The following is a 22676-nucleotide window of genomic DNA, read 5'->3' as shown; positions in this document are numbered from 1 at the left end:
ATCCAAGCAACCCGAGATTCTACCCTGAAAACAGCCACTTAGGCAAGTCCGGCGATAAGATGGAATACAGGGAGTCGCCATCTGAATAGACCAGACACCATGTCTGTCGCGGCGCGAAAAAGAAGACGTCTGCGGCGCCGCATGACGGACAGGCACCGACGATTCCCACCTCATTGTCATGGACAAAAACATATCGATGTCATCGCCGATACAACGGACCAAACGTTAAATTGTAACAATCGACAATTAATTGTTCGCAGTCAAGCGAATCGTAGCCAATCTGTAATATCATTTGCAAAAGTTTAGTGCCTTAGCAATAAGACACTTGCTTTTACGTAAGATCTGTTAATATTGCAATATTGCGTTTCGGAGATGCCTGAATGTCTACCCTCTTTGCCATCGCCCTCGCGGCGGCGACCACCGTGCAACCCAGCTGTTCCTGGGACCGGCCGGGCGCCAATCCGTATACCGGCAACACCGACGCCGCCATCGACCGTTACACCGACATCCCGGAACGCACGCGTGTCAAGCTGAAGTACCGCATCACCTACGGCAATCCGGACGAGACCGTCAACATCACACGCGACGCGATCACCGGCAAATACGTCTACGACGCGCAGATCCGCGACATGCACTTCGGCGCGGCCTCCGTCTGCCATACCGTCACGCGCAGCAAGTGGGCAGCCAGCCGCAGCGAACCAGGCGCTGTTTATTGCGCAGATCAACATTGCATCCTGGTGCCGAAAATCTGCGGAAACGTCAGCCGCATCGTGCGCCCTCGTCCGGCCGTGGCGCAAGTGCCGCCGCCGGCCGCCTTGACGCCGCCGAACTTTAACGAGCGTGTCGGTGACAGCGATCTTGGTCTGCTGGATGCGCCCATCATCGAAGACGTGCCCACCCTGCGCACTGCCGGCTTCCTGCCGCCGCCGCTAGTGGTGCGCGCGCCGGTCGAGGAACGCCCGGTCGAACGGGGCTTCACGGCGCCGCCCGTGCCAGTCAACCAGCCGATCTATCCGGGCACTGGCGTGCGTCCGCCGCCGCTGCCCGGATCGCCGGTCGCCCCGGTGCCGGAACCGGAAACCTACGCCATGCTGCTGGCCGGCCTGGGCCTGCTGGGCTTCGCGGCCCGCCGCAAGCACCGCGCCGCCGCTGCGGCAGCCGCCGGCAAGGCCGCCTGAGCCTCAGAGCGGGCGGCGCGGGGCCGATTACGCCACAGGCCGGTCATTGCCGCACGCGACGCCCCCCGCGTCGTTTATAATTTCAGCATATTTGCACGCCGCGAGGGACGAAAGTCCGCTCGCCGCCTGCGTTTTTACCGTTTACCTTGCTGATTGCGATCCTCTATGTCTATCTCCATCAAATCCGCCGAAGATATCGCCGGCATGCGCGTGGCCGGCCGCCTTGGCTCCGAAGTGCTCGACTACATCACCCCCTTCGTCAAGGCCGGCGTGACCACCGGCGAGCTGGATCGCCTCTGCCACGAATACATGGTCAACGTCCAGGGCACCATCCCGGCGCCGCTGAACTACTGCCCGCCCGGCTACACGCCCTATCCGAAGGCGATTTGCACCTCGGTCAACGACGTCATCTGCCACGGCATCCCGGGCGACAAGGTGCTCAAAAGCGGCGACTCGGTCAACCTCGACATCACCGTCATCAAGGATGGTTATCACGGCGACAACAGCCGCATGTTCCTGATCGGCGAGCCGTCGATCATGACCAAGCGCCTGTCCGACATCACCTATGAATGCATGTGGCTGGGTATCGCCAAGGTCAAGCCGGGCGCGCACCTGGGCGACATCGGCCACGCCATCCAGCAGCACGCCGAAAAAGCCGGCTACAGCGTGGTGCGCGAGTTCTGCGGCCACGGCATCGGCAAGATCTTCCACGAGGAACCGCAGGTGCTGCACTACGGCCGTCCGGGCACGCTCGACGAGCTCAAGCCGGGCATGATCTTCACCATCGAGCCGATGATCAACGCCGGCAAGCGCGAAATCCGCGAAATGGGCGACGGCTGGACCATCAAAACCAAGGACCGCAGCCTGTCGGCGCAGTGGGAACACACCATCCTGGTCACCGAGACCGGCTACGAGGTGCTGACCTTGTCGGCCGGCAGCCCGCCGCCGCCGGCGTTTATCACGAACGCCGGCACTGCGGCGTCGGCCACGCCGGCCGTCGCGGCGTAACAGCGCATGTCGGCCGTCATGAAGAACGAGCTGCGCGAGCAGCTCAAGCGCCAGCTCAAGGCCGAACGCCAGATCGTCATCGCCGGCTTCCAGGCCGACGGCATGCCGGAAAAGCTGCTGCGCAGCCTGCGCCAGAGCGTCGACGCGGTCTTGACGACGGCCTGGCACGAGGCGCGCCTGCCGGCCAACACGGCGCTGGTCGGCGTCGGCGGCTACGGCCGCGGCGAGCTGTTCCCCTATTCCGACGTCGACCTGCTGATCCTGCTGGAAGAAGCGCCGGACGCCCCCACCACCGAAAAACTGGAAGAACTGGTGCAGCTGCTGTGGGACCTGGGCCTGGAGATCGGCCACAGCATCCGCACCGTCGATGAATGCCTGACCGAGTCGGCCGCCGACATCACCGTGCAAACCAGCCTGCTCGAGGCGCGCGTGATCTGCGGCGACGAACAATTGTTCGAACAGCTGCAGCGCCGCTACGACGCCGCCATGGACCCGCGCGCCTTCTACCACGCCAAGCTGCTGGAGATGCGCCAGCGGCACGCCAAGTACGAGGACACCGCCTTCAGCCTGGAGCCGAACTGCAAGGAAAGCCCGGGCGGCCTGCGCGACCTGCAGGTGATCCTGTGGCTGGTCAAGGCCGCCGGCCTGGCCAACTCCTGGCGCACCCTGGCCACCAGCGGCCTGATCACGCAAACCGAGGCCAAGCAGCTGATGGAAAAGGAGCGCGCCTTCAAGGACATCCGCGTGCGCCTGCATTTGCACGCCGGCCGGCGCGAGGACCGCCTGGTGTTCGACATCCAGACCGCGATTGCCGAGTCGCTGGGCTTGCAGGCCACCGGCAGCGGCCCGGGCATGCGCCGTGCCAGCGAATACCTGATGCAGCGCTACTACTGGGCCGCAAAAACCGTCACCCAGCTCAACACCATCCTGCTGCAAAACATCGAGGAACGGCTGTTCCCGCAGGAAGAGCTGGCCGTGCCGATCAACGAGCGCTTCAACGACCTGAACGGCTTGATCGACATGCGCGAGGACGACACCTTCGCCCGGCGGCCATCGGCCATCCTGGAAATCTTCGTGCTGATGACCGAGCGCCCGTCGCTCAAGGGCATGACCTCCCGCACCATGCGCGCGCTGTGGCACGACCGCTTCCTGATCGACACGGCGTTCCGCGCCGATCCGGCCAACCGCGCGCTGTTCCTGCGCATCCTGCAGGCGCCGCAAGGCATCATCCACGCGCTGCGCCGCATGAACGATTTGTCGATCCTCGGCCGCTACCTGCCGAACTTCCGCAAGATCGTCGGCCAGATGCAGCACGACCTGTTCCACGTCTACACGGTGGACCAGCACATCCTGATGGTGGTGCGCAACATGCGCCGCTTCACGATGGCCGAGCACGCGCACGAGTACCCGTTCTGCAGCCAGCTGATGGCCAACTTCGCGCAACCGTGGCTGCTGTACCTGGGCGCGCTGTTCCACGACATCGCCAAGGGGCGTGGCGGCGACCACTCCAAACTGGGCACGGTCGACGCCCGGCAGTTCTGCACCGAGCACGGCATGAGCGCCGAGGACACCGAGCTGGTGGTATTCCTGGTCGAGCAGCACCTGGCCATGTCGCAGGTGGCGCAGAAGCAGGACCTGTCGGACCCGGACGTCATCGCCGCCTTCGCCAAGACGGTGGGCGACGAGCGCCACCTGACCGCGCTGTACCTGCTGACGGTGGCCGACATCCGCGGCACCAGCCCCAAGGTGTGGAACGCGTGGAAGGCCAAGCTGCTCGAAGACCTGTACCGCATCACCTTGCGCGTGCTGGGCGGCGAGCCGCACAGCGCCGACCATGAACTGAAGAACCGCCAGCAGGAGGCGCTGGCCACGCTGCGCCTGTATGGCCTGGGGCCGGACGCGCACGAAGCCTTCTGGCGCCAGCTCGACGTCGCCTACTTCCTGCGCCACGACGCCTCCGACATCGCCTGGCAGACGCGCGCGCTGTACGACCGCTTCACCAGCGACAAGCCGGTGGTCAAATGCCGCCTGGCGCCGATCGGCGAAGGCTTGCAGGTGGCCGTCTACATCCGCGACCAGCCGGACCTGTTCGCGCGCATCTGCAGCTATTTCGACCGCAAGAACTTCAGCATCCTCGACGCCAAGATCCACACCACGCGCCACGGCTACGCGCTCGACACCTTCTTGGTGACCGAGCAGAACTTCGCCAAGAGCTACCGCGACATCATCAACCTGATCGAGCACGAGCTGTGCGGCGCGCTGACCCATCCCGAGCCGCTGTCGATGCCGGGCAAGGGCCGGCTGTCGCGCCTGTCGCGCACCTTCCCGATGCAGCCGACGGTGGACTTGCGGCCGGACGAGCGCGGACAGTACTACCTGCTGTCGATCGCCGCCAACGACCGCACCGGGCTGCTCTATTCGATCGCCAACGTGCTGGCCAAGTACCGGGTCAACCTGCATACGGCCAAGGTCATGACCCTGGGCGAGCGGGTCGAGGACGTGTTTTTGATCGACGGCGCGGCGCTGGGCAATGCGCGCAGCCAGCTGCAGCTGGAAACCGATTTGCTTGAAGCGATCAAGGTTTAAACCACACCGTTCACCATTATAGAAAAGCATCATGTCAGAAGAATTATTACGCCTGTCCAAACGCATGTCCGAACTGGGCCTGTGCTCGCGCCGCGAAGCCGACGAGTGGATAGCGCGCGGCTGGGTCCGTGTCGACGGCCAGGTCATCTCCGAGCTCGGCAGCAAGGTTTACCCGAGCCAGAAAGTCACCGTCGAGCGCCAGGCCGCCGCCGAACAATCGAAGCGCGTGACCGTGCTGATCAACAAGCCGATGGGCTACGTCAGCGGCCAGGCCGAGGACGGCTACCAGCCGGCCGTGGTGCTGGTCAAGCCGGAGAACCGCTGGCCGGACGATCCGTCGCCGGAACTGTTCCACCCTACCCAGCTGCGCTCGCTGGTGCCGGCCGGCCGCCTCGACATCGACTCCGTCGGCCTGCTGGTGCTGACCCAGGACGGCCGCGTGGCCAAGCACCTGATCGGCGAGACCACCAGCGTGGACAAGGAATACCTGGTGCGCGTCGAGTACACCAAGCCGGGCAAGCTGCCCGACAGCGACCTGAAAAAGCTCAACCACGGCCTGTGGATGGACGGCAAGCCGCTACTGCCGGCCAAGGTGCGCTGGCAAAACGACGACCAGCTCAGTTTTACGCTGCGCGAAGGCAAAAAGCGCCAGATCCGCCGCATGTGCGACATGGTCGGCCTGAAAGTGATCGGTTTGAAAAGGGTTAGGATCGGCAAAGTCAAACTGGGCGACCTGCCGGTCGGCCAATGGCGCTACCTGCGTCCCGAAGAACAGTTTTAAGCGGCGTGCGGGGGCGCCGACGGCCCCCCTCCCCCGAGCCGCGCGTGGATCAAACCGCACATTCGGCGAAATATTCTCACCGGTTATTGCTATTTAGCAAGCCAAGTGCGCGAATAACTTGTAAACTGTTCGAACCGACCTCGCATTGCTGAAGTCATAATCAAAGAGATATGCCGTCGTGAACGATCCAATACCCAATGAAATTCGCCGCGGCCCACCCAGCCTAAAAGACGCTGTGGAGCCCATACCGGCGGGTTCGAAGCCGCATGACATCACCGATGAGCATGACATCGGCGACTCGCTGACCCTGCTCGCCGACAACGGCGACCCGGTCTCGATCTACCCGGCCAGCTCCAACAACGTGGTGATGGCGCGCATCCGCTCGGTGGACCCGGAAAATCCGCACTTCGTGCTCGAACTGAACGATGGAGAGTTCCTGCCGCCCGGCGAGGCGACCTTTGTCGCCTGGCTGCGCTCGGCGAAGATCCAGTTCAAGCTGACGTCCGACGACTGGGCCTGCCTGCCCGGCACGCCGACCCTGATCCCGCTGGGCTTCCCACTCAAGTGCATGGTACTGAACCGGCGCGCCTCGACCCGGCTCGAAACGCCGCTGGGCATCTACTACATGGCCTCATTCGTGTTGAACGGCAAACCGTACGAATTGCAGCTGTACGACTTCTCGTCGGGCGGCGTCGGCATGCGCGCACCGCCACGCGACTGCGTCGGCCTGCACGTGGGACGCAAGCTGCAGCGCGTACGGCTCGAGCTCGGTCCCGATTCGGTCATGATCGCCGACCTCGAGGTGCGGCTGTCGCGCACCTTCCGCTCCTTCCTGCTGGGCGAACAGGTGCAGATCGGTTGCCAGTTCACCAATCTGTCGCCGGCCATGCAGGACGAGCTGACCCGCCTGCTCGACAAGCTCAACGCCAGCCGGCACCGCTAGCCGCAGCACCACAATGGTGCGGCCGCCGACGGCCGCACCGCGATGGGGCGCCACGCCCGCCAGCATCGCACTCCCCATGTTTGTTTATCGGCATATTTCTTGCTTGAAAGTCAGGAGTATAACGATAAGCCAGACAGGGAGCACATGAGCACCACCGCGGCAGAGACCGAACCGCCCCAGCGCATCGTCAAGATCCGGCGCGACTACAACACCTGGGTGGCCAACGAAACGATCGAGGATTACGCGCTGCGCTACACCCCGCGCTCGTTCCGCAAATGGTCGGTGTTCCGCGTCTCCAACACCGCCTTCGGCGCCATCTCTTTTTTGGTGCTCGAAGCGATCGGCGGCACCATTACCGTCAACTACGGCTTCATCAACGCACTGTGGGCCATCATGGCCGTCGGCCTGATCATCTTCCTCACCGGCCTGCCGATCAGCTACTACGCCGCAAAATACGGCGTCGACATGGACCTGCTCACGCGCGGCGCCGGCTTCGGCTACATCGGCTCGACCATCTCCTCCTTCGTCTACGCCTCGTTCACGTTTATCTTGTTCGCGCTGGAGGCGGCCATCATGGCCTACGCGCTGGAACTGTATTTCGGCCTGCCGCTCTATCTGGGCTACATGGTCAGCGCGCTGGCCGTCATCCCGCTGGTGACGCACGGCGTAACCCTGATCAGCCGCATCCAGATGCTGACCCAGCCCGTATGGCTGATCCTGATGGCCCTGCCCTTCGTCGCCACCCTGCACAAGCAGCCGGAATTGCTGCCGCAGCTGATGGACTACGCCGGCCGCTCCGGCCAGAACGGCCAGTTCAATGTGCTGATGTTCGGCGCCGCCACCGCCGTCGGCGTGGCGCTGATTACGCAGATCGGCGAGCAGGTCGACTTCCTGCGCTTCATGCCACCCAAGACCGACCAAAACCGCGTGCGCTGGCACATGGGCGTACTGATCGCGGGGCCGGGCTGGATCTTGCTGGGCATCGTCAAGATGCTCGGCGGCGCGCTGCTGGCTTTCCTCGCCATCAGCAGCGCCGTGCCGCTGGATCTGGCGGTCAACCCCACGCATATGTACCTGGCCGGCTATAGCCAGGTGTTCGCGGATCCGCGCTGGGCGCTGCTGGCCACCGCGCTGCTGGTGGTGATCTCACAGGTCAAGATCAACATGACCAACGCCTACGCCGGCTCGCTGGCGTGGTCGAACTTCTTCGCGCGCCTGACGCACAGCCATCCGGGCCGCGTGGTGTGGGCCGTGTTCAACGCGCTGATCGCCGTGCTGCTCATGGAGCTCGACGTGTTCCAGGCGCTCGACCAGGTGCTCGGGCTGTACTCGTGCATCGCCATCTCCTGGATCACGGCGGTGGTGGCCGACTTGGTGGTCAACAAGCCGCTGGGCCTGAGCCCCAAGGGCATCGAATTCCGCCGCGCCTATTTGTACGACATCAACCCGGTCGGCGTCGGCGCCATGGTGCTGGCGTCGGCGCTGTCGGTGGCCACCTTCATGGGCGTGTTCGGCCACCAGGCGCAGGCCTTCTCCGCCTTCATCGCGCTGCTCACGGCGCTGGTGGCCGCGCCGCTGATCGCCATCGCCACCAAGGGCAAATACTATATCGCCCGCCAGCCCGGCGTGGTGCAGAAGACCTGCGTGATCTGCGAAAAGGAGTACGAGGCCGAGGACATGGCGCACTGCCCGGCCTATCAGGGTTCGATCTGTTCCCTGTGCTGCTGCCTGGACGCGCGCTGCAATGACGTCTGCAAGCCGCACGCCAAGGTGTCGGCGCAGTGGCAGCAGGCGATGCAGGCCCTCTTGCCCAAATCGCTGTGGCGCTATCTGGGCAGCGGACTGGGACACTATCTGCTGCTGATGATCGTCACGGTGCTGTTCCTCGGCGCCCTGCTCGGATTGATCTACTACCACGAGCAATCGGTGCTGCCGGCCGGCGACGCCGCGCTGCTGCCGCAACTGCGGCTGGTGTTCCTCAAGATCTTTGCCGCGCTCTTGATCACCAGCGGCATCGTCGCCTGGTGGCTGGTGCTCACCAGCGAAAGCCGCCGCGTGGCACAGGAGGAATCGAACCGCCAAACCGGCCTGCTGACGCGCGAGATCGAATTGCATAGCCAGACCGACGCCCAGCTGCAGCAGGCCAAGAAGACCGCCGACCTGGCCAACCAGGCCAAGAGCCGCTACATCGCCGGCATCAGCCACGAGATCCGGACGCCTTTGAATTCGATACTCGGCTACGCCCAGCTGCTCGACAACGACCCGTCGATCCCCGAGCACCGCCAGCAGGCCATCCGCGTGATCCGCAGCAGCGGCGAGCACCTGCTGTCGCTGATCGAGGGCACGCTCGATATCGCCCGCATCGAGGGCGGCAAGCTGACCTTCGACACCAAGGAAATCAACTTCCCCGACTTCATCGGCCAGCTGGTGCGCATGTTCGAACTGCAGGCGGCCAACAAGGGCCTGACCTTCCGCTACGAGTTGACCGGCGCGCTGCCGCGCATCGTGCGCGCCGACCGCAAACGCCTGGGCCAGATACTCATCAACATCCTCGGCAACGCCGTCAAGTTCACCAGCGAGGGCGGCGTCGTGCTGCGGTTGAAGTACGCGCGCGAGATCGCCTCGTTCGAGATCGAGGACTCGGGCCCCGGCATCCTGCAGGAAGAACTGGACCACATCTTCGAACCGTTCACGCGCGGCAGCGCCAGCGCGCACGCCAACGCCAGCGGCACCGGCCTCGGTCTGCCGATCAGCAAAATGCTGACGCAGCTGATGGGCGGTGAAATGAAAATCCGCAGCGCGCCTTTGCAGGGCAGCTTGTTCCACATCCGCCTGTTCCTGCCCAGCGTGCACGTCACAGGCAAGGCGCTGCGGGAACTGGAGGCGCCGGCTCAGCAGCGCACCGGCTATCGCGGCCCGCGCCGGCGCATCTTGGTCGTCGACAACGAACGGGTCGACCGCGAACTGCTGCTCAACATCCTCGCGCCGCTGGGATTCGAGATCGCACAGGCGGCGTCGGGCCTCGAATGCCTCGACCTGCACGCCGCGTTCCAGCCGGACCTGATTTTGATGGACCTGGCCATGCCGGGCATGGACGGCTGGGAGGCAAGCTACATCCTGCGCCGCCGCCAGTTGTCATCGGTGCCGATCGCCATCGTCTCGGCCAACGCCTTCGACAAGGGCATGGAGAACGCCGCCGGCATCAAGGCCGAAGACTTCATCATCAAACCGGTCAACGTCGGCGAGCTGCTGGACTGGATCGGCCGACGCCTCGCGCTGGATTGGATCACGCAGCCGCGCGCGGAGGCGATCAGCAGCGAGATGCCGGCTGCCGCCGGTGCTGCGGCAATCGCGATGCCGCCGGCCGCGCAGATGGCGGCGCTGGAGGAACTGATACGCATCGGCTATGTACGTGGCATCCAGTCCAAACTCGACGAGATCGACGCGCTTGATGCCCAGTACTCCCGCTTCACCCACACCATGCGCGATTTTGCCAAACGCTTCCAGCTGGATGCGATGGCCGACTTTGTCCGAAAGAATAAGAGCGATGAACTTCAACATTGAACCCGCGCGCGGCAACCTGGTACTGGTGGTCGACGACGTCCCGGAAAACCTCGCCGTGCTGCACGACGCGCTGGACGAATCGGGTTTCACAGTGCTGGTGGCGAACAACGGCGAGGCGGCGTTGCAGCGCGCCGCCGAAGCGCAGCCGGACATCATCCTGCTCGACGCCATCATGCCCGGCATGGACGGCTTCGAAGCGTGCCGCCGGCTGAAAGCCAATCTGGCCACGCGTCATATTCCGGTGGTGTTCATGACCGGCCTGACGGAGGCCGAGCATGTGGTGGCCGCCTTCGAGGCCGGCGGCAACGACTACGTCACCAAGCCGCTGCGCACCGGCGAGGTGCTGGCCAGGATCGCCGCCCACATGCAGACGGCGCGCCTGATGGACCAGGCCCGCAGCGCGCTGGACGCCTTCGGCAATGCGGTCATCGCGATGTCGCCGCGCGACGGCAAGATCGTTTGGCAGACGCCTCTGGCGCGCACCTTGATGCAGGGGTATCTGGTCGACGCCGAGTTACCAACGTGGCTGGCGGCGACGCAGGCCGCGCACAGCCAGGGACAGTCGCACCCGCCCTTGACGCTGGCGCGCGGCGCGCGCAGGTTGATCTTCTCGGCGGCGGAGTTCAGCGAGGACGAGCAATGGATGATCGTGCTGCGTGAGGAGTCCGACGTTGCGCAGATCGAAAAGCTGATGGCGGCCTTCAAACTGACGCAGCGTGAATCGGAGGTGCTGAATTGGCTAATCAAGGGCAAGACCAACCGCGATATCGGCGAGATTCTCGGCACCAGCCCGCGCACGATCAACAAGCACCTGGAGCATGTGTTCGTAAAGCTTGGGGTGGAGACGCGCACCTCGGCGGCGGCTGTCGCCATGACCAAACTGCGCGCCGGCGGCAGAAACGAGGAGCTTGAACGCTCGTGATACCAGCACTGCTTGCGGGAGGAGCGACGACTTCGCAATGTCGGGCCAGCTCAACTTAAACTTCCACACGACGGTCGAACGGCCAACGGTAGCTTCCGCCCCATAGCGGAAGTTCGCGATAAGCGCTGTTAAACGTTCGGACGATGCAGCTCCCTAAAATCACTCAGCATTGCCGGTAATTTAGTAGGGTCAATTTCAAATCCACCAGAGACGCGTGTCGGCCAAGAACTGCCGCCAAAATAACGGTAACGGCACAACGAAATATCCACAGAAAAATGTCCAAGGGCATCTCGTGAACGCAGCGTCAGAATAAACTCTTCTGGGCTACAGCTTTCCAACGTTACGCTTCCTGAAGCGCTCGTTTTCAACCCGCTCAAAGCAAGCGATGAATTCGCGAAGGGCTAGTTCTTCTAGCCAAACGGAATCGTATTTTCCACTGAACTCACCGAGCACCACCTGAATAAGCACGCGCACGTCGCCTTCGTTTGGAACTCCCTTCGGCGCGCGTTCTAATTCGATGATTTCTATATGGTTTCCATCCAGGCCAATTTTCATAAGTAGGAAAATTAGTAAGTGGAGGCGGGATTGCGAACGTCAGGCTGTGGCCCGACGCAGCGTTAGTCTGTTATTACACGTACTGGGGCAGTCAATGCGCACAAGACACTTGACCGAATAAAGAAGACGGCAGCAACCACCGAGAATATGCTAAAGCACCAGAATACTGCGATAAATGCTGGCGCCTCGCCCGACCGGACGGCCGACAAGACGGCCAAGAGCGCACTCAGCGAATACACGACACTCAACGTGTAGCGCGCAAAGCGGGCCCCCTTCAGCAACCACAAAAACAATCCTGTTAAGGCTATCAACCGGACTATACTTTTCTCTGGAGGCGCACCCATTACCCAAGTCAGAATCTCGACTAAAATCGTAATGCAAAATATCAATCCAAGCAGTTTAATTGATGTATTCTTATTCAAAAAATTCTTCCTCTACAGTTTCAATCGTGTGAATTGCCAACGTCGGCTTGTTGCCGCTATCAGACTCAGTGCAACACGCCCCATGATTCACACACGCCGCCGAACCGGGCCGCCATTTCGGAGACGGATTTTTGGATAAAAATAACTAATTCGTACGTCGGCAAAGCATTTAAAACGAATTGTACATATCCGTCTCCACTTGAATCAGGGGAATAAATCTTCACATGCTCAAATTGCGAACGAAGCATACTCACTAGTTCTTCGGAAGGTGGCCACGAATCAAAATCCATATTAAAGTCGATATCCACAGCCTTATCGAAGTCAAACCCACTTTTCTGCATTCTACGAAAAACATCTCCATCTGCGTCATTGGGTCAGCGTGGTTTTGAAAACATTCATTCGCTCCTAAAAATACGGTCGTCCGCTTCTGGCCGGTTGCTGTCGAAACATTAGATACACTTCCCGCGCACCTTGGCGACAGCTATGAACGGCAGCGCTAGATATCCGCCGAGAAGAAATGTAGGTTGACGCTTTAGTCCTTCTGAGTGAAGACAATCCGGCACCTTCGCTTCAATAAAAGCAGCAGTCATAATGTTCGTATTAGTTGAGCTGAACGCTATGGCGCTTTGATAATGCGGCGGCGGTGTCGCTTCGTTTTTTTGCGTTTCAGCGACTGCTTTACTTATCGAGGGATCCACGTGCCCCAGCATCGCCGTCCAGCGCACGTCTGATGTGCCGGCATCATCCGATAGCTCTTTAACGTTCTCGGCAGAATTAGCCGCCATGGAAAACACCAAAATGCTTAGAAAGATTAGTTTCACAACGTGCTTCCTCCGCGAGTAGATGAGGCTTTAACCCAATAGGTCCGTTAGTGGCCGGTTGCCCTCTGTGGCCTAACGCGTTCGTTTTTCGAAAACAATACTATATCCTGTTAATCAGGCATTCTAATACCTTGCTTACGGGCCTCGGCAAGAACATTCAGCAATTCCAGTCGCGGAAGAGCACTATCGCCGACTAGCCTCAGCACTTCCTCGCGATTCGTATCGCTTGGGACGGTTAGGACCCGAAGGGTTTTCGGGTTCACTACGCCCCAATTGGCGAGGTCCTTGCAGCCCGTGCCACCGCAAAATGCTTGAAAAATGACTAGCGATTGGGACGTGTCTTTGACCAAACACTGGCCACCAACAAAGTCAATATTCCGATAGCGCAATACAGTAATTGCTTCGTCACGCGAGACGGTAACGACCGCCTCTAGACGTTCTTCCCACACTGGACTTTCACGCGCAACCACCTCGATGCGAACCTCTGCACCATCGCAAGAGAAGACTTGCGCCGCAAAGGAACGACCCGCGACTAATAAGGCGAGTACAGATAACGCGAATGCAGCTAGACGCATTCCATCTCCTACGTTTAGTGAATCTCAGCTTTCTAAACCCCGAGTGCCCATTGAAAGGACAGCTCATGGCCGACGTTGCAACGCGCACATGCATCAGCCAAAACTCAACGATGCCCGTTTCTCTTGCCAGTCCCTTCGAATGGCCGCCAGCGATGCGAGCCACAAACTCAATGCCGCTGCGATTCCGGCTATCTCGCCGCCGACCGGTGCGGCGACGAGGAAGCCGATGATGGCAGACGCCAGCAGTACAGCGCCGAGCACATAAAAAGGACGGAAAGAAGCAGCGCGGGCTATCGGGAGGAAATGAAGGCCGACGACAAGAGCAATCGCCGGCAAAAGCAAGTCGTCACGATGCAGGTTGGCTAGCACGTTCGAAGCGAGAAAGACACCGATGCCCTCGCCGATGCTACTCCACATCAGCGCCTTTTTAGTTGATTCGGAAAGGACGACACCGTTGCCCTTCAGGCGCATCGTGTGTAAAGCAGCAGCTGCGATGGCAAGAAAAACCACAAAAGGTAAGGCCAGCATGAGGCCCAGGACCCGCCATTGCAAATGCATAGTCAGCGCAGCGAAGACCGCACCGAAAAATCCCATAATGACTGCACCGCGAGCGCCCAATTCACCCTCCTCAAAACCGTTATCGGACAATTATTGTGGAGCATACAGTAATGCAATGCAGTAGAAAGACACGGATTGTCACACTGCCGCCTGCGTAACATCCCTGCTACCCCATCCAATCGGCAGCACGCACGGCCCATCCCGCTTGGCACGCGGTCCGATGCCACATCAGTGAAGTCTTGACTTCACTATTCAATCCACATAAACTGAAGCCTCAACTTCACTATCGGAGAAAGATTATGGCTCAGTCAGCGCAATTTGATACCTTCACCATGGAACGTAGCTTCGCCGCCCCGCTGGCGCGCGTGTTTCAAGCGTTCAGCGATCCGCATCAGAAGAAGCGCTGGTTTGCCGAAGGCGTCCAGCATGAGATCGAGCACTACGACATGCAATTCGAAGTTGGCGGACGCGAACTGGCGCGCTACCGATTCAAGCCCGGTACGCCCTTCGCCGGCGTGACGCTGGAATCGGACGGATACATCCTTGATATCGTTCCGCAACAACGCATCGTCGCCGCCGCCACGATGGCGATGGGCGGACGGCGTTTTTCCGCGTCCTTGCACACGTTCGAGTTCTTCAGCGACGAGTCCGGCGCTACACGCCTGGTCTTTACCCATCAGGCGATGTACGGCGACGGTGCGGACGGCCCGGAGCTGCGACGGGCCGGCTGGCAGAAACTGTTGGGTCAATTGCATGCTGCCGTAGCGGCCAACTAAAGGACTCGCATGAACCAAGTACAGGCAATGCACACGGACGCGGCGGACCAGGTTTTCGCCGCGCTCGGAGACGCCACCCGCCGCGCGATCGTTAAGCTGGTCGCCCAGGGGCCGCAATCGGTCAGCGCCCTGGCTGCGGCGCTGAATGTCACGCTTACCGCTATCTCCCAGCATCTTCGCGTACTGCAAACCTGCGGAATTCTGCAGACGCGCAAGGTGGGGCGCGTTCGCATGTGCGAGCTCGACGGCCACGGACTTGATGTTCTCGCGCACTGGGTAGCGGTCAACCGGCGGATGTGGGAACAGCGTTTCGATGCACTGGACGCGCTATTGCATGACCACACGGAGGCGAAATGAAGCGTGCTAAGTCGCCACCGTGGAATAAGGCGCAATAACAGTCCAGCCTAACGTCGAATACAGGGCACGCCCAGCATCGGTCGCCACGAGAACCCGCCGCGTGGCGCCTGAGCGTTGCGCGGAACCCAGCGCCGCCATCATCGCCCTGCCCAACCCTCGTCGCTGATGCGCTTCCTCGACGATGATGCGGTCGAAAATGAATGTCCCGCCGTATTCGGCCGCATAGCCGCTGGCGGCCAGGTCGCCACCGACGCTGAAAATACGGGCCAGGGTGGTGCAGCCTTCCATGACCAATTCCAGCCGATACCCTGTAGGCAAGGCGGGTCGCGCATCCTGTGCGCCATCGTGGACCATGACGTGGGCGCCGGGCTGCAATTGCCATGCGGCCGGCACGAGTTCCAGCAGTTGTTCGGCTGGCCCGATCATTTTGATGAAGGTGCGCGGTTGCGTAATCGACCTGGCCAGCTCGCGTATTTCCTGCACCGGTCCGGCGAACACATAGCGCCGAACTTCGATGTCCGATCCCGTGTCGACGCGCAGCCCGCCACTGTCGGCTACCGGCAGCGGCAAGCCGCGCGCGACCGACCGTGCGGCAAGCCAACCCGCCAGCAACTCGGGGGCGACGGCACTGGAGATATTCGGCTTGCCCATCGTAGGTCTGCGCTCCTGTCGACTAACCGGCGCTCACTGGCCGGCGGCGGCGCGATTCTTCGCCTGCTGCTCGGCCGCCTTCTCCGCCATGTCCTTGCCGGCGGCAATCGCCGTGGTGACCTGCTGCGTCGATAGTGGCCCCTTCAACGCCATTTCCACCTGGGTCTTGTAAGGATTGGGGAAATTCGGGTCGCTCCGTGCCAGCATCCGATCGAATATATCGCTCACCGCGTAGGTATAGCGCAGCGCCAGCGCCGGATCGGCGTCCAGCGTCCCGCCATAGCTGTACTCCTGCATCAAGGTCAGCATGCTTATCATGTCGCCCGCCTCCGCGTGGGCCGTCAACAACTTCTCCGCCTCCACGCGCCACGCCTTCACCAACGGATCGTCCGGCCGCGTCTTCAGCGCGCTGCGATCGCCGAACGGACCGACACGCAGGAACGCGTCGTCCGCCCCGCTCACCCCTGCCCTGGCGGCGATCGCCAGATGGTCAAGGCGCGACATCTTGATCCGCTCCGTGAGACCGGCACAAAGTGCCGTCTGCGCCCGATATTCCTCGTCGGTCAGCCCACGCAAAAACGTTTGGCTTTGTGGATCCTCCGTCAGTGCTATGCCCTTCTCCGCGAAGTCGATGCAGCCCTGCGCCAGCCAGTAAGCGCGCAACGCGTCGGCCGGCACGCCGGTGGAGACCAGAAGATCGATTTGGGTCGCCAGCGGCACGGCCGTGGCGACGGCTGGAAGATTGACACGGACCGTATCGGCCGATGGCGCATGGTGCGCGGCGCGCGGATTGGCCAGCCAGGCGTCTGCGGGGCGATGCGGCGACGCCGGCGCTCTCGCAGGCCGTGGAAAGCTGGAGTAAAAATACAATGCGAACAGCGCGAACATCAACAACAGGAACGCGTACAGCGAATGCTTTACTTGCATGTGACGACGCGGCGCGGGCGCCACTCAAAAAGAAAACAAAGCAATGTAGCACAATATTTAACAGCGAAAATGCGCGCTTTGTCACAAAACGTTGCCGCGCCGACGGCCGAAAAACCAGCCAGGGAGGCTCAAGGCGCGGTGCACATCTCCAGCATCAACATGGGCACGCAAGTCCACACGATGGCCGCCAGCGCCAGCGCCGCCGACGCCAAATGGACCCAGACGACCAGGCGCACAGGCTGCGACGCGCGGCATGCCGGCCGTACCGCCCGCGCCAGCAGAAGGGCCGCCGCGCCCAGCGCCAGCACCGACGCCACCGTCAGCGCCAAGCCTGGATCGGCACCGCGCTGGCAGGCCGCAGCCGTCCACGCATAGCAAAAAAAGAAGTGCGCCGCCCAGATCAGCAGCGGCGCCACCGCCAGCGTCATTTTACTCAAAAGCCGGTCTTGGGTGCGCATGATCATCCCATCAGTTTGGGCAGCCACTGCACCGCCGCCGCGATGACGATGCCTTGCAGCGTGGCGTAGTGCCACACCAGCGCACAGTTGTCGAGGGTCGCGCGGGCGGGCGGCGTCAGCCTGCCGCTCCAGGAACGGACCAACAGATAACCCGCCAGGATGAACAGCAGCACCGCGTGCAGGCCCTGATAGGCCAGCATCGCCGCCACCGTCGCGCCCCAGGCGTGCCCGGTCGGATCGAGACCCGCCAGCGCCTGGCCGCGCAGATCGAGTCCGAAGGAGCCCAGCATGCACGCCAACGCCAGTGCGATCGCCAGCCGCTGCCAGCCCTGCCCCCGGCGTGGCGCCTTGCGCGCCTTGTCCGGCACGACGGCGCAGGTGCGCCGGGTCCATTCGATCAGCAGCGACCCGGCCAGCAGCAAACCACACGACAGCAGCGGCCAAAACGGTTCGGGCAGGCGGCTGCCCGGCGGCGGGCATACCTCCAGCCGCATCGATATGTGGATATGGGCGAACAGGAAGGCGGCGAAGATGGTGCCGTCCACCACCAGCATGATGACCGTGCCCCACCACGAATGCGAGGCCGTGCCGGTGACACCGACCGGCAACGACACGTCGTCGGAGACGTTGGCCGTGCGCTGCACGGGCGGCGTGTCCGACTGCCACATCCACGCCAGCACCGAGGCCACTGCCACGATGCCGCAGGCCCACGCGACCAAGGTCATTTTGATCGTCAGCAGCAGGAAGAAGCCGGCCGTGCCGACTGCGGCGGCGAACGGCCACCAACTGTCGCCCGGGAGCACCAGCAGATACAGCGGGCGCGCGGCCACCGGACTGGTGACGATGGACTCGCGCCGCCCGGTCGCGGTGCCGGGCAGCCAGTGCGCGCCCTCTTCCACCTCCCGCGCCAGTTGCGGCCTGTCCCACAAAGGCTCGCGCGACTCCACCTGCGGAATGCTGCGCGTGGCGTAATCGTCGGCCGGCAGCCATTCGAGCGTGGACGCGTTCCACGGATTGCCATGCTCGCGCTCCGGCAGGCGCAAGGTGCGCACCGCGTCGACGATAAACACCAGCACACCCAGCGCCAGCGCGAAGGCGCCGATGCTGGATACAAGGTTCAGAAGGTCCCATCCCATCTCGGGCGAGTATGTGTACACCCGGCGCGGCATGCCGAGCAAACCGGTGATATGCATCGGGAAGAACGCCAAATTCATCCCGCCGAACATCAACCCGAACACCCAGCGCGCGGCTGGCTCCGACATGCGGTTGCCGTTCACCAGCGGCATCCAGTAATACAGCGCCGCGAACATCGGGAACACCAGGCCGCCGATCAGCACATAGTGCAGGTGGGCGACGATGAAATAGGTGTCGTGCACCTGCCAGTCGAACGGCAGCACCGCCACCATCACGCCGGTCAGGCCGCCCAGCACGAAGATGAACATGAAACCGAGCAGGAACAAGGTCGGCGCGTTGATGCGCACCTGCCCGCGCCACAGCGTAGCGATCCACGCGAACACCTGCACGCCGGTGGGTATCGCCACCGCCATGCTGGCCGCCGACACCAGGCTCGTTTCAAGCAGCCCGAGGCCGGCGGTGAACATATGGTGCGCCCACAGCGCGAAACTGAAGAAGCCCACCGCCACCAGCGCGGCGACGATCGAGCGGTGCCCCACCAGCGGCGTGCCGGCCAGCGCCGGGATCATCGTCGACACCATGCCGGCGGCCGGCAGGAAGATGATGTACACCTCAGGGTGGCCGAAGAACCAGAACAGGTGCTGCCACAGCAGCGGGTCGCCGCCGCGCGCGGGAATGAAGAAAGGCCAGTCGTAGGCGCGCTCCAGTTCCAGCAAGGTGGTGCCGGCGATCACCGCCGGGAACGCGAACACGATCATCACGCCCACCACCAGCATGGCCCACGCGTACACCGGCATGCGGCCCAGGGTCATGCCAGGCGCCCGCGTAAACAAGATGCCGACAATCAGCTCGATGGCGCCGGCGATCGCCGAGATCTCGATGAAGCCTATGCCCAGCAACCAGAAGTCGGCGTTCAGGCCGGGCGAATACTCTTTGCCCGTCAGCGGCGGATACATGAACCAGCCGCCGTCCGGCGCCAGACCCCAGAACAGGCTGATGAAAAAACCGAGGCCGCCGACCGCGTAGGCCCAGAACGCGTAGGCCGACAGGCGCGGAAATGGCAGGTCGCGCGCGCCCAGCATGCCGGGCAACAGGAACACGGCGATCGCCTCGACCACGGGAATGGCGAACAGGAACATCATCACCGTGCCGTGCATGGTGAACACCTGGTTGTAGGTGCCGGCGCTGAGCAGCGCGTTCTCCGGAACCGCCAGCTGCGCCCTGATCATCAACCCCAGGATACCGGCGAGAATAAAGAACAGCAGCGCGGTGCCGATGTAAAGCAGCCCGATAGTGGTGTTGTTGACTGAAGTGAGGAAGGCGAGGCCGCGCGGCGTGCGCCAGACCCGTTCAAGTTGTTCGAGCTCTCCCGCCGGCCTTGGCAGGGAGCTGGGGAGATCGCGTACCGCCGTCATTTGAGCTGCTCCAGGTAAGCGGCCAGCGCGCGCAGGGTGGCGCCGTCCATGTCGGCGCTGGCGGGCATGCGCACACCGGGCTTGGCGACGTGCGGATCGGCGATCCACGCCGCCAGCGCACCCTGCCCGTTGCGCAAGGTGCCCGCGCCCAGATACAGGCGGCTGCCGACGTGCGTCAGGTCCGGGCCCAGGGCGGCGACGCCGTTGTCCGACGTCGCGCTCCTGTTTGGTCCCGTGCGTATCGTATGGCAGGCGGCGCAACGCTGTTCGTCGAAGGCGCGCCGCCCGCGTTCGACTTCGCCTCCTTGTACCACGATGCCGGCAGGCCGCGCCTGCGCAGCCAGCCACGCGGAAAATTCGGCCGGAGACTGCGCCACGACATGCAAGGCCATGCGCGCGTGCTGCTCGCCGCAGTATTCGGCGCACTGCGCGCGGTACACGCCGGCGCGATCCGCCTGCAAGCTCATGCCGTGCACGCGGCCCGGCACCATGTCCACCTTGCCCGCCAGCGCCGGCACCCAAAAGCTGTGGATCACGTCGGCGCTGCTCAGGCCCAGATACACGGGCTGGCCGAGCGGCACGCGGATCTCGTTGGCCAGCACGATATCCTCGCCGCCGGCGGGATCGGTGTAGCGCACCTCCCACCACCACATGCGCGCGATCACCGATATCTTGATCGCGTGCTGGGACGTCGGCTGGCTCAATTGGGCGCTGCGCCAGGTGCCGAACACCAGCAACGCCGACAGCAGCACCAGCGGCAGCAACACGCCGCCGCCGACGATCCAGACCATCGGCCGTACCGGGCGCCCGCCGCGAAGGCTCATCGCGCACAGGATCATCACGCCGATGAAGAGCAGCGTGCCGCCGATGAACAATATCCATGTCAGTTGCGCGATGACGGCGGCATCCGGTCCGGCCGGGTGCAGCGCCGATTGCAGCCACTCGGTTGGACTCTTGGATACGCTCATGGCAACGCGTACAGGTAGGCTGCCATGTCGCGGGCGTCCGCCTCCGAGACGCCCATGGCGGGCATCGCGGTGCCGGGCTTCAGGGACGCCGGATCGACGATCCAGCGCGCCAGCGCATCGGGACGATTGGGAATTTGGCCGGCGATATAACTGCGGCGGCCATAGCTCTCCAGTGCCGGTCCAAGCGTGCCGCGCGCCGCCGCCACGTCCGGGATTTGGTGGCAAGAGCCGCATTGGTACTGCGCCAGCAGCAGCTTGCCACGTCCGACATCGCCTCCCGGCACCGGCGAACGCGCCTGCTCGCCGGTATCGCAGGCGGCCAACAACGCCAGTAGGGAGAAGGAAAGGATGCGCACGATTGGAACCTGCTCAAGCCAGTTGAATGGCTATAATACAAGAAACATATCATTTCGCTATTTTCAACAGAACACCAGCCGGCGCGGCGTTGTCGGCCCGTTCGGGGAAGGGCTCGAACGATGACGATGCACCGCCGACGACTCGTTTTGATCACCGTCGCCGCCACGCTGGCGACGCTCGGAGCGCTGGGCGCGGCCGTGGGCGCGGTGGTTTTCTTCGGCGGCTATTACGACATTTCCTCGACCAAGCTGCACTTCCAGCCGGTGCACACGGTGCTTGAACAGGGCATGCGCGAATCGGTGCGGCACTATGCGCGCGACATCCAAACGCCAACGTTCGTGGCGCTAGCCAAGGCGCGGGCGCCGTCGGGCGGCATGTCATCTTCGCCCGCACTGCTGCGCGGAGCCGGACTATATCGGGACAATTGTGTGGTGTGCCACGGCGCGCCGGGCGTCGCCCAGGACGATATCGGCAAGAGCATGCAGCCGGTGCCGGGACCTCTGGCAGACGCCTCGCGCCGCTGGCGTCCGAATGAACTGTATTGGATCACCCGCCACGGCATCAAGATGAGTGGCATGCCCGCGTGGGAATTCCATCTGGCGGACGAGGATTTGTGGGCGGTGGTCGGTTTCCTGGTCGCGCTGCCGGAGATGTCGCCGCAGGCGTATGCGGCCATTACCAAACAGGCCGGCGCGCAGCCGCGCGCACCCCGTCCCGAGCGCGCCCACGCGGACGCCTTGCGTGGGCGGCTCGCGCTCAGTCAATACGCGTGCAACGCCTGTCATGTGATTCCTGGCGTGACCGGGCCGGATACCTTTGTCGGTCCACCGCTGAAAGACCTGGCGGCGCGCAAATACATCGCCGGCCACCTGCCCAACAGCGCCGCCAACCTGGCGCGGTGGATACGCGATCCCCGGCAAATCAATCCGGAGACGGCGATGCCGGCGATGGACGTTACCGAATCGGACGCGCGCGACATGGCGGCGTATTTGCTTTCTCAATAGCGGGAATATCCCGTATCAAACCGCCAGATGGCGTTTGACGTCCGGATCGCCCATCGTCGCCTGCGCGCCCGACGCCACCACCTCGCCGCGCGAAAGCACCATGAACTGGTCCGCCAGCTCGTGCGCGAAATCGAAATACTGCTCGCACAGCAGAATCGCCATGTCGCCGCGCTGGCGCAACAGCCGGATCACATTGCCGATGTCCTTGATGATCGACGGCTGGATACCCTCCGTCGGCTCGTCGAGGATGATCAGCTTCGGCTCCGCCAGCAAGGCGCGCGCGATCGCCAGTTGCTGCTGCTGGCCGCCGGACAAATCGCCGCCGCGCCGGTGCAGCATATCCTTCAGCACCGGAAACAGCTCGTACACCTCGCCCTTGATGATGCCGGCCTTCTTGCCGTTATGCGTGGCAAGCCCCATCAGCAGATTTTCCTCCACCGTCAGGCGCGCAAATATCTCGCGTCCCTGCGGCACGTAGGCGATGCCCGCCCTCGCCCGCTGGTGCGGCGCCATGCGCGTGATGTCGCGTCCCTCCAGCTTCACACTGCCCGCCGACACCGGCAACACACCCATCAAACACTTCAACAAGGTGGTCTTGCCCACGCCGTTGCGGCCCAACAGCGCCATGCACTTGCCGCGTTCCAGCTCCAGCGACACGCCCCGCAAGGTATGCGAGGAACCGTAGTACTGATTGATTTTTTCAACTTGCAGCATAT

At 62.9% G+C, this 22676-nt stretch carries 22 protein-coding genes; 10 read left to right on the top strand and 12 right to left on the bottom strand.

Features of this window, described 5'->3' with window-relative positions; translation table 11 throughout:
- The first annotated feature begins 380 nt into the window (after window positions 1-380).
- The 7 genes from NHH73_14200 to NHH73_14170 all read left to right on the top strand — a co-directional run bounded on the left by NHH73_14200 (window position 381) and on the right by NHH73_14170 (window position 10982).
- Window positions 381-1178 (top strand): MHFG family PEP-CTERM protein, encoded by a 798-nt coding sequence (locus NHH73_14200; protein ID USX29364.1) that lies wholly within the window; start codon window positions 381-383, stop codon window positions 1176-1178.
- A gap of 165 nt (window positions 1179-1343) precedes the next feature.
- Window positions 1344-2186, top strand: coding sequence for a type I methionyl aminopeptidase (map, locus tag NHH73_14195; protein USX29363.1), 843 nt, complete (start codon window positions 1344-1346; stop codon window positions 2184-2186).
- An 18-nt stretch (window positions 2187-2204) separates the two neighbouring features.
- A complete protein-coding gene (locus NHH73_14190) occupies window positions 2205-4772 on the top strand; it encodes a [protein-PII] uridylyltransferase (GenBank protein ID USX29627.1) in 2568 nt (855 codons plus the stop codon).
- A 31-nt stretch (window positions 4773-4803) separates the two neighbouring features.
- On the top strand, window positions 4804-5553 hold the full coding sequence (locus tag NHH73_14185; protein USX29362.1) for an rRNA pseudouridine synthase: 750 nt from the start codon (window positions 4804-4806) through the stop codon (window positions 5551-5553).
- Between the two features lie 271 nt (window positions 5554-5824).
- Window positions 5825-6496 (top strand): PilZ domain-containing protein, encoded by a 672-nt coding sequence (locus tag NHH73_14180; protein USX29626.1) that lies wholly within the window; start codon window positions 5825-5827, stop codon window positions 6494-6496.
- A 144-nt stretch (window positions 6497-6640) separates the two neighbouring features.
- Window positions 6641-10060, top strand: coding sequence for an ATP-binding protein (locus tag NHH73_14175; GenBank protein ID USX29361.1), 3420 nt, complete (start codon window positions 6641-6643; stop codon window positions 10058-10060).
- Window positions 10044-10982, top strand: a complete 939-nt coding sequence (locus NHH73_14170; GenBank protein ID USX29360.1) for a response regulator transcription factor — start codon at window positions 10044-10046, stop codon at window positions 10980-10982. Before NHH73_14175 ends, NHH73_14170 begins: the two co-directional genes overlap by 17 nt.
- Window positions 10983-11306: 324 nt before the next feature.
- Here NHH73_14170 and NHH73_14165 read toward each other — a convergent pair whose 3' ends face one another.
- From NHH73_14165 to NHH73_14145, 5 genes are all read right to left on the bottom strand, one after another.
- A complete protein-coding gene (locus NHH73_14165; GenBank protein ID USX29359.1) occupies window positions 11307-11537 on the bottom strand; it encodes a hypothetical protein in 231 nt (76 codons plus the stop codon).
- A 487-nt stretch (window positions 11538-12024) separates the two neighbouring features.
- Window positions 12025-12267, bottom strand: coding sequence for a ribonuclease E inhibitor RraB (locus NHH73_14160; protein USX29358.1), 243 nt, complete (start codon window positions 12265-12267; stop codon window positions 12025-12027).
- Window positions 12268-12408: 141 nt separating this feature from the next.
- Complete coding sequence (locus NHH73_14155) at window positions 12409-12780, bottom strand: hypothetical protein (protein ID USX29357.1); 372 nt, start codon at window positions 12778-12780, stop codon at window positions 12409-12411.
- Between the two features lie 110 nt (window positions 12781-12890).
- Complete coding sequence (locus NHH73_14150; GenBank protein USX29356.1) at window positions 12891-13355, bottom strand: hypothetical protein; 465 nt, start codon at window positions 13353-13355, stop codon at window positions 12891-12893.
- Between the two features lie 93 nt (window positions 13356-13448).
- On the bottom strand, window positions 13449-13973 hold the full coding sequence (locus NHH73_14145) for a hypothetical protein (GenBank protein USX29355.1): 525 nt from the start codon (window positions 13971-13973) through the stop codon (window positions 13449-13451).
- Window positions 13974-14212: 239 nt separating this feature from the next.
- Here NHH73_14145 and NHH73_14140 point away from each other — a divergent pair, with 239 nt between their 5' ends.
- Both NHH73_14140 and NHH73_14135 read left to right on the top strand, forming a co-directional pair.
- The gene (locus NHH73_14140) at window positions 14213-14689 is read left to right on the top strand and encodes an SRPBCC domain-containing protein (protein ID USX29354.1); all 477 of its coding nucleotides are present in this window, start codon (window positions 14213-14215) and stop codon (window positions 14687-14689) included.
- 9 nt (window positions 14690-14698) lie between these two features.
- Window positions 14699-15046, top strand: coding sequence for a metalloregulator ArsR/SmtB family transcription factor (locus tag NHH73_14135; protein USX29353.1), 348 nt, complete (start codon window positions 14699-14701; stop codon window positions 15044-15046).
- A 6-nt stretch (window positions 15047-15052) separates the two neighbouring features.
- On the opposite strand, the gene NHH73_14130 is transcribed toward NHH73_14135, so the two are convergent.
- The 6 genes from NHH73_14130 to NHH73_14105 form a co-directional block, all read right to left on the bottom strand.
- Window positions 15053-15697, bottom strand: coding sequence for a GNAT family N-acetyltransferase (locus NHH73_14130; protein USX29352.1), 645 nt, complete (start codon window positions 15695-15697; stop codon window positions 15053-15055).
- A gap of 33 nt (window positions 15698-15730) precedes the next feature.
- Complete coding sequence (locus tag NHH73_14125; protein USX29351.1) at window positions 15731-16624, bottom strand: hypothetical protein; 894 nt, start codon at window positions 16622-16624, stop codon at window positions 15731-15733.
- Window positions 16625-16752: 128 nt separating this feature from the next.
- Window positions 16753-17082, bottom strand: coding sequence for a hypothetical protein (locus NHH73_14120; protein USX29350.1), 330 nt, complete (start codon window positions 17080-17082; stop codon window positions 16753-16755).
- A gap of 2 nt (window positions 17083-17084) precedes the next feature.
- Window positions 17085-19631 carry a cbb3-type cytochrome c oxidase subunit I gene (locus NHH73_14115; protein ID USX29349.1) on the bottom strand — a complete coding sequence of 849 codons (2547 nt, stop codon included), beginning with the start codon at window positions 19629-19631 and terminating at the stop codon, window positions 17085-17087.
- The gene (locus NHH73_14110; GenBank protein ID USX29348.1) at window positions 19628-20599 is read right to left on the bottom strand and encodes a c-type cytochrome; all 972 of its coding nucleotides are present in this window, start codon (window positions 20597-20599) and stop codon (window positions 19628-19630) included. Before NHH73_14110 ends, NHH73_14115 begins: the two co-directional genes overlap by 4 nt.
- Window positions 20596-20955 (bottom strand): c-type cytochrome, encoded by a 360-nt coding sequence (locus tag NHH73_14105; protein USX29347.1) that lies wholly within the window; start codon window positions 20953-20955, stop codon window positions 20596-20598. Before NHH73_14105 ends, NHH73_14110 begins: the two co-directional genes overlap by 4 nt.
- A 120-nt stretch (window positions 20956-21075) precedes the next feature.
- Here NHH73_14105 and NHH73_14100 point away from each other — a divergent pair, with 120 nt between their 5' ends.
- Window positions 21076-21960, top strand: coding sequence for a c-type cytochrome (locus NHH73_14100; protein ID USX29346.1), 885 nt, complete (start codon window positions 21076-21078; stop codon window positions 21958-21960).
- A 15-nt stretch (window positions 21961-21975) separates the two neighbouring features.
- On the opposite strand, the gene urtE is transcribed toward NHH73_14100, so the two are convergent.
- Entirely contained in the window at window positions 21976-22674 is a 699-nt protein-coding gene (urtE, locus tag NHH73_14095) for an urea ABC transporter ATP-binding subunit UrtE (protein USX29345.1), read from the bottom strand.
- Between the last annotated feature and the right edge of the window lie 2 nt (window positions 22675-22676).

The sequence above is a fragment of the Oxalobacteraceae bacterium OTU3CINTB1 genome (assembly GCA_024123955.1).
GTDB lineage: Bacteria > Pseudomonadota > Gammaproteobacteria > Burkholderiales > Burkholderiaceae_D > Rugamonas.
This window is presented reverse-complemented; position numbering and strand designations above follow the sequence as displayed.

Bases quoted from the DNA above. Each gene is read 5' to 3' on its own strand.
- NHH73_14200 (USX29364.1), top strand. From the start codon at position 381: ATGTCTACCCTCTTTGCCATCGCCCTCGCGGCGGCGACCACCGTGCAA.
- map (USX29363.1), top strand. From the start codon at position 1,344: ATGTCTATCTCCATCAAATCCGCCGAAGATATCGCCGGCATGCGCGTG.
- NHH73_14190 (USX29627.1), top strand. From the start codon at position 2,205: ATGAAGAACGAGCTGCGCGAGCAGCTCAAGCGCCAGCTCAAGGCCGAA.
- NHH73_14185 (USX29362.1), top strand. From the start codon at position 4,804: ATGTCAGAAGAATTATTACGCCTGTCCAAACGCATGTCCGAACTGGGC.
- NHH73_14175 (USX29361.1), top strand. From the start codon at position 6,641: ATGAGCACCACCGCGGCAGAGACCGAACCGCCCCAGCGCATCGTCAAG.
- NHH73_14170 (USX29360.1), top strand. From the start codon at position 10,044: ATGAACTTCAACATTGAACCCGCGCGCGGCAACCTGGTACTGGTGGTC.
- NHH73_14165 (USX29359.1), bottom strand. From the start codon at position 11,537: ATGAAAATTGGCCTGGATGGAAACCATATAGAAATCATCGAATTAGAA.
- NHH73_14150 (USX29356.1), bottom strand. From the start codon at position 13,355: ATGCGTCTAGCTGCATTCGCGTTATCTGTACTCGCCTTATTAGTCGCG.
- NHH73_14140 (USX29354.1), top strand. From the start codon at position 14,213: ATGGCTCAGTCAGCGCAATTTGATACCTTCACCATGGAACGTAGCTTC.
- NHH73_14135 (USX29353.1), top strand. From the start codon at position 14,699: ATGAACCAAGTACAGGCAATGCACACGGACGCGGCGGACCAGGTTTTC.
- NHH73_14130 (USX29352.1), bottom strand. From the start codon at position 15,697: ATGGGCAAGCCGAATATCTCCAGTGCCGTCGCCCCCGAGTTGCTGGCG.
- NHH73_14125 (USX29351.1), bottom strand. From the start codon at position 16,624: ATGCAAGTAAAGCATTCGCTGTACGCGTTCCTGTTGTTGATGTTCGCG.
- NHH73_14120 (USX29350.1), bottom strand. From the start codon at position 17,082: ATGCGCACCCAAGACCGGCTTTTGAGTAAAATGACGCTGGCGGTGGCG.
- NHH73_14115 (USX29349.1), bottom strand. From the start codon at position 19,631: ATGACGGCGGTACGCGATCTCCCCAGCTCCCTGCCAAGGCCGGCGGGA.
- NHH73_14110 (USX29348.1), bottom strand. From the start codon at position 20,599: ATGAGCGTATCCAAGAGTCCAACCGAGTGGCTGCAATCGGCGCTGCAC.
- NHH73_14100 (USX29346.1), top strand. From the start codon at position 21,076: ATGACGATGCACCGCCGACGACTCGTTTTGATCACCGTCGCCGCCACG.
- urtE (USX29345.1), bottom strand. From the start codon at position 22,674: ATGCTGCAAGTTGAAAAAATCAATCAGTACTACGGTTCCTCGCATACC.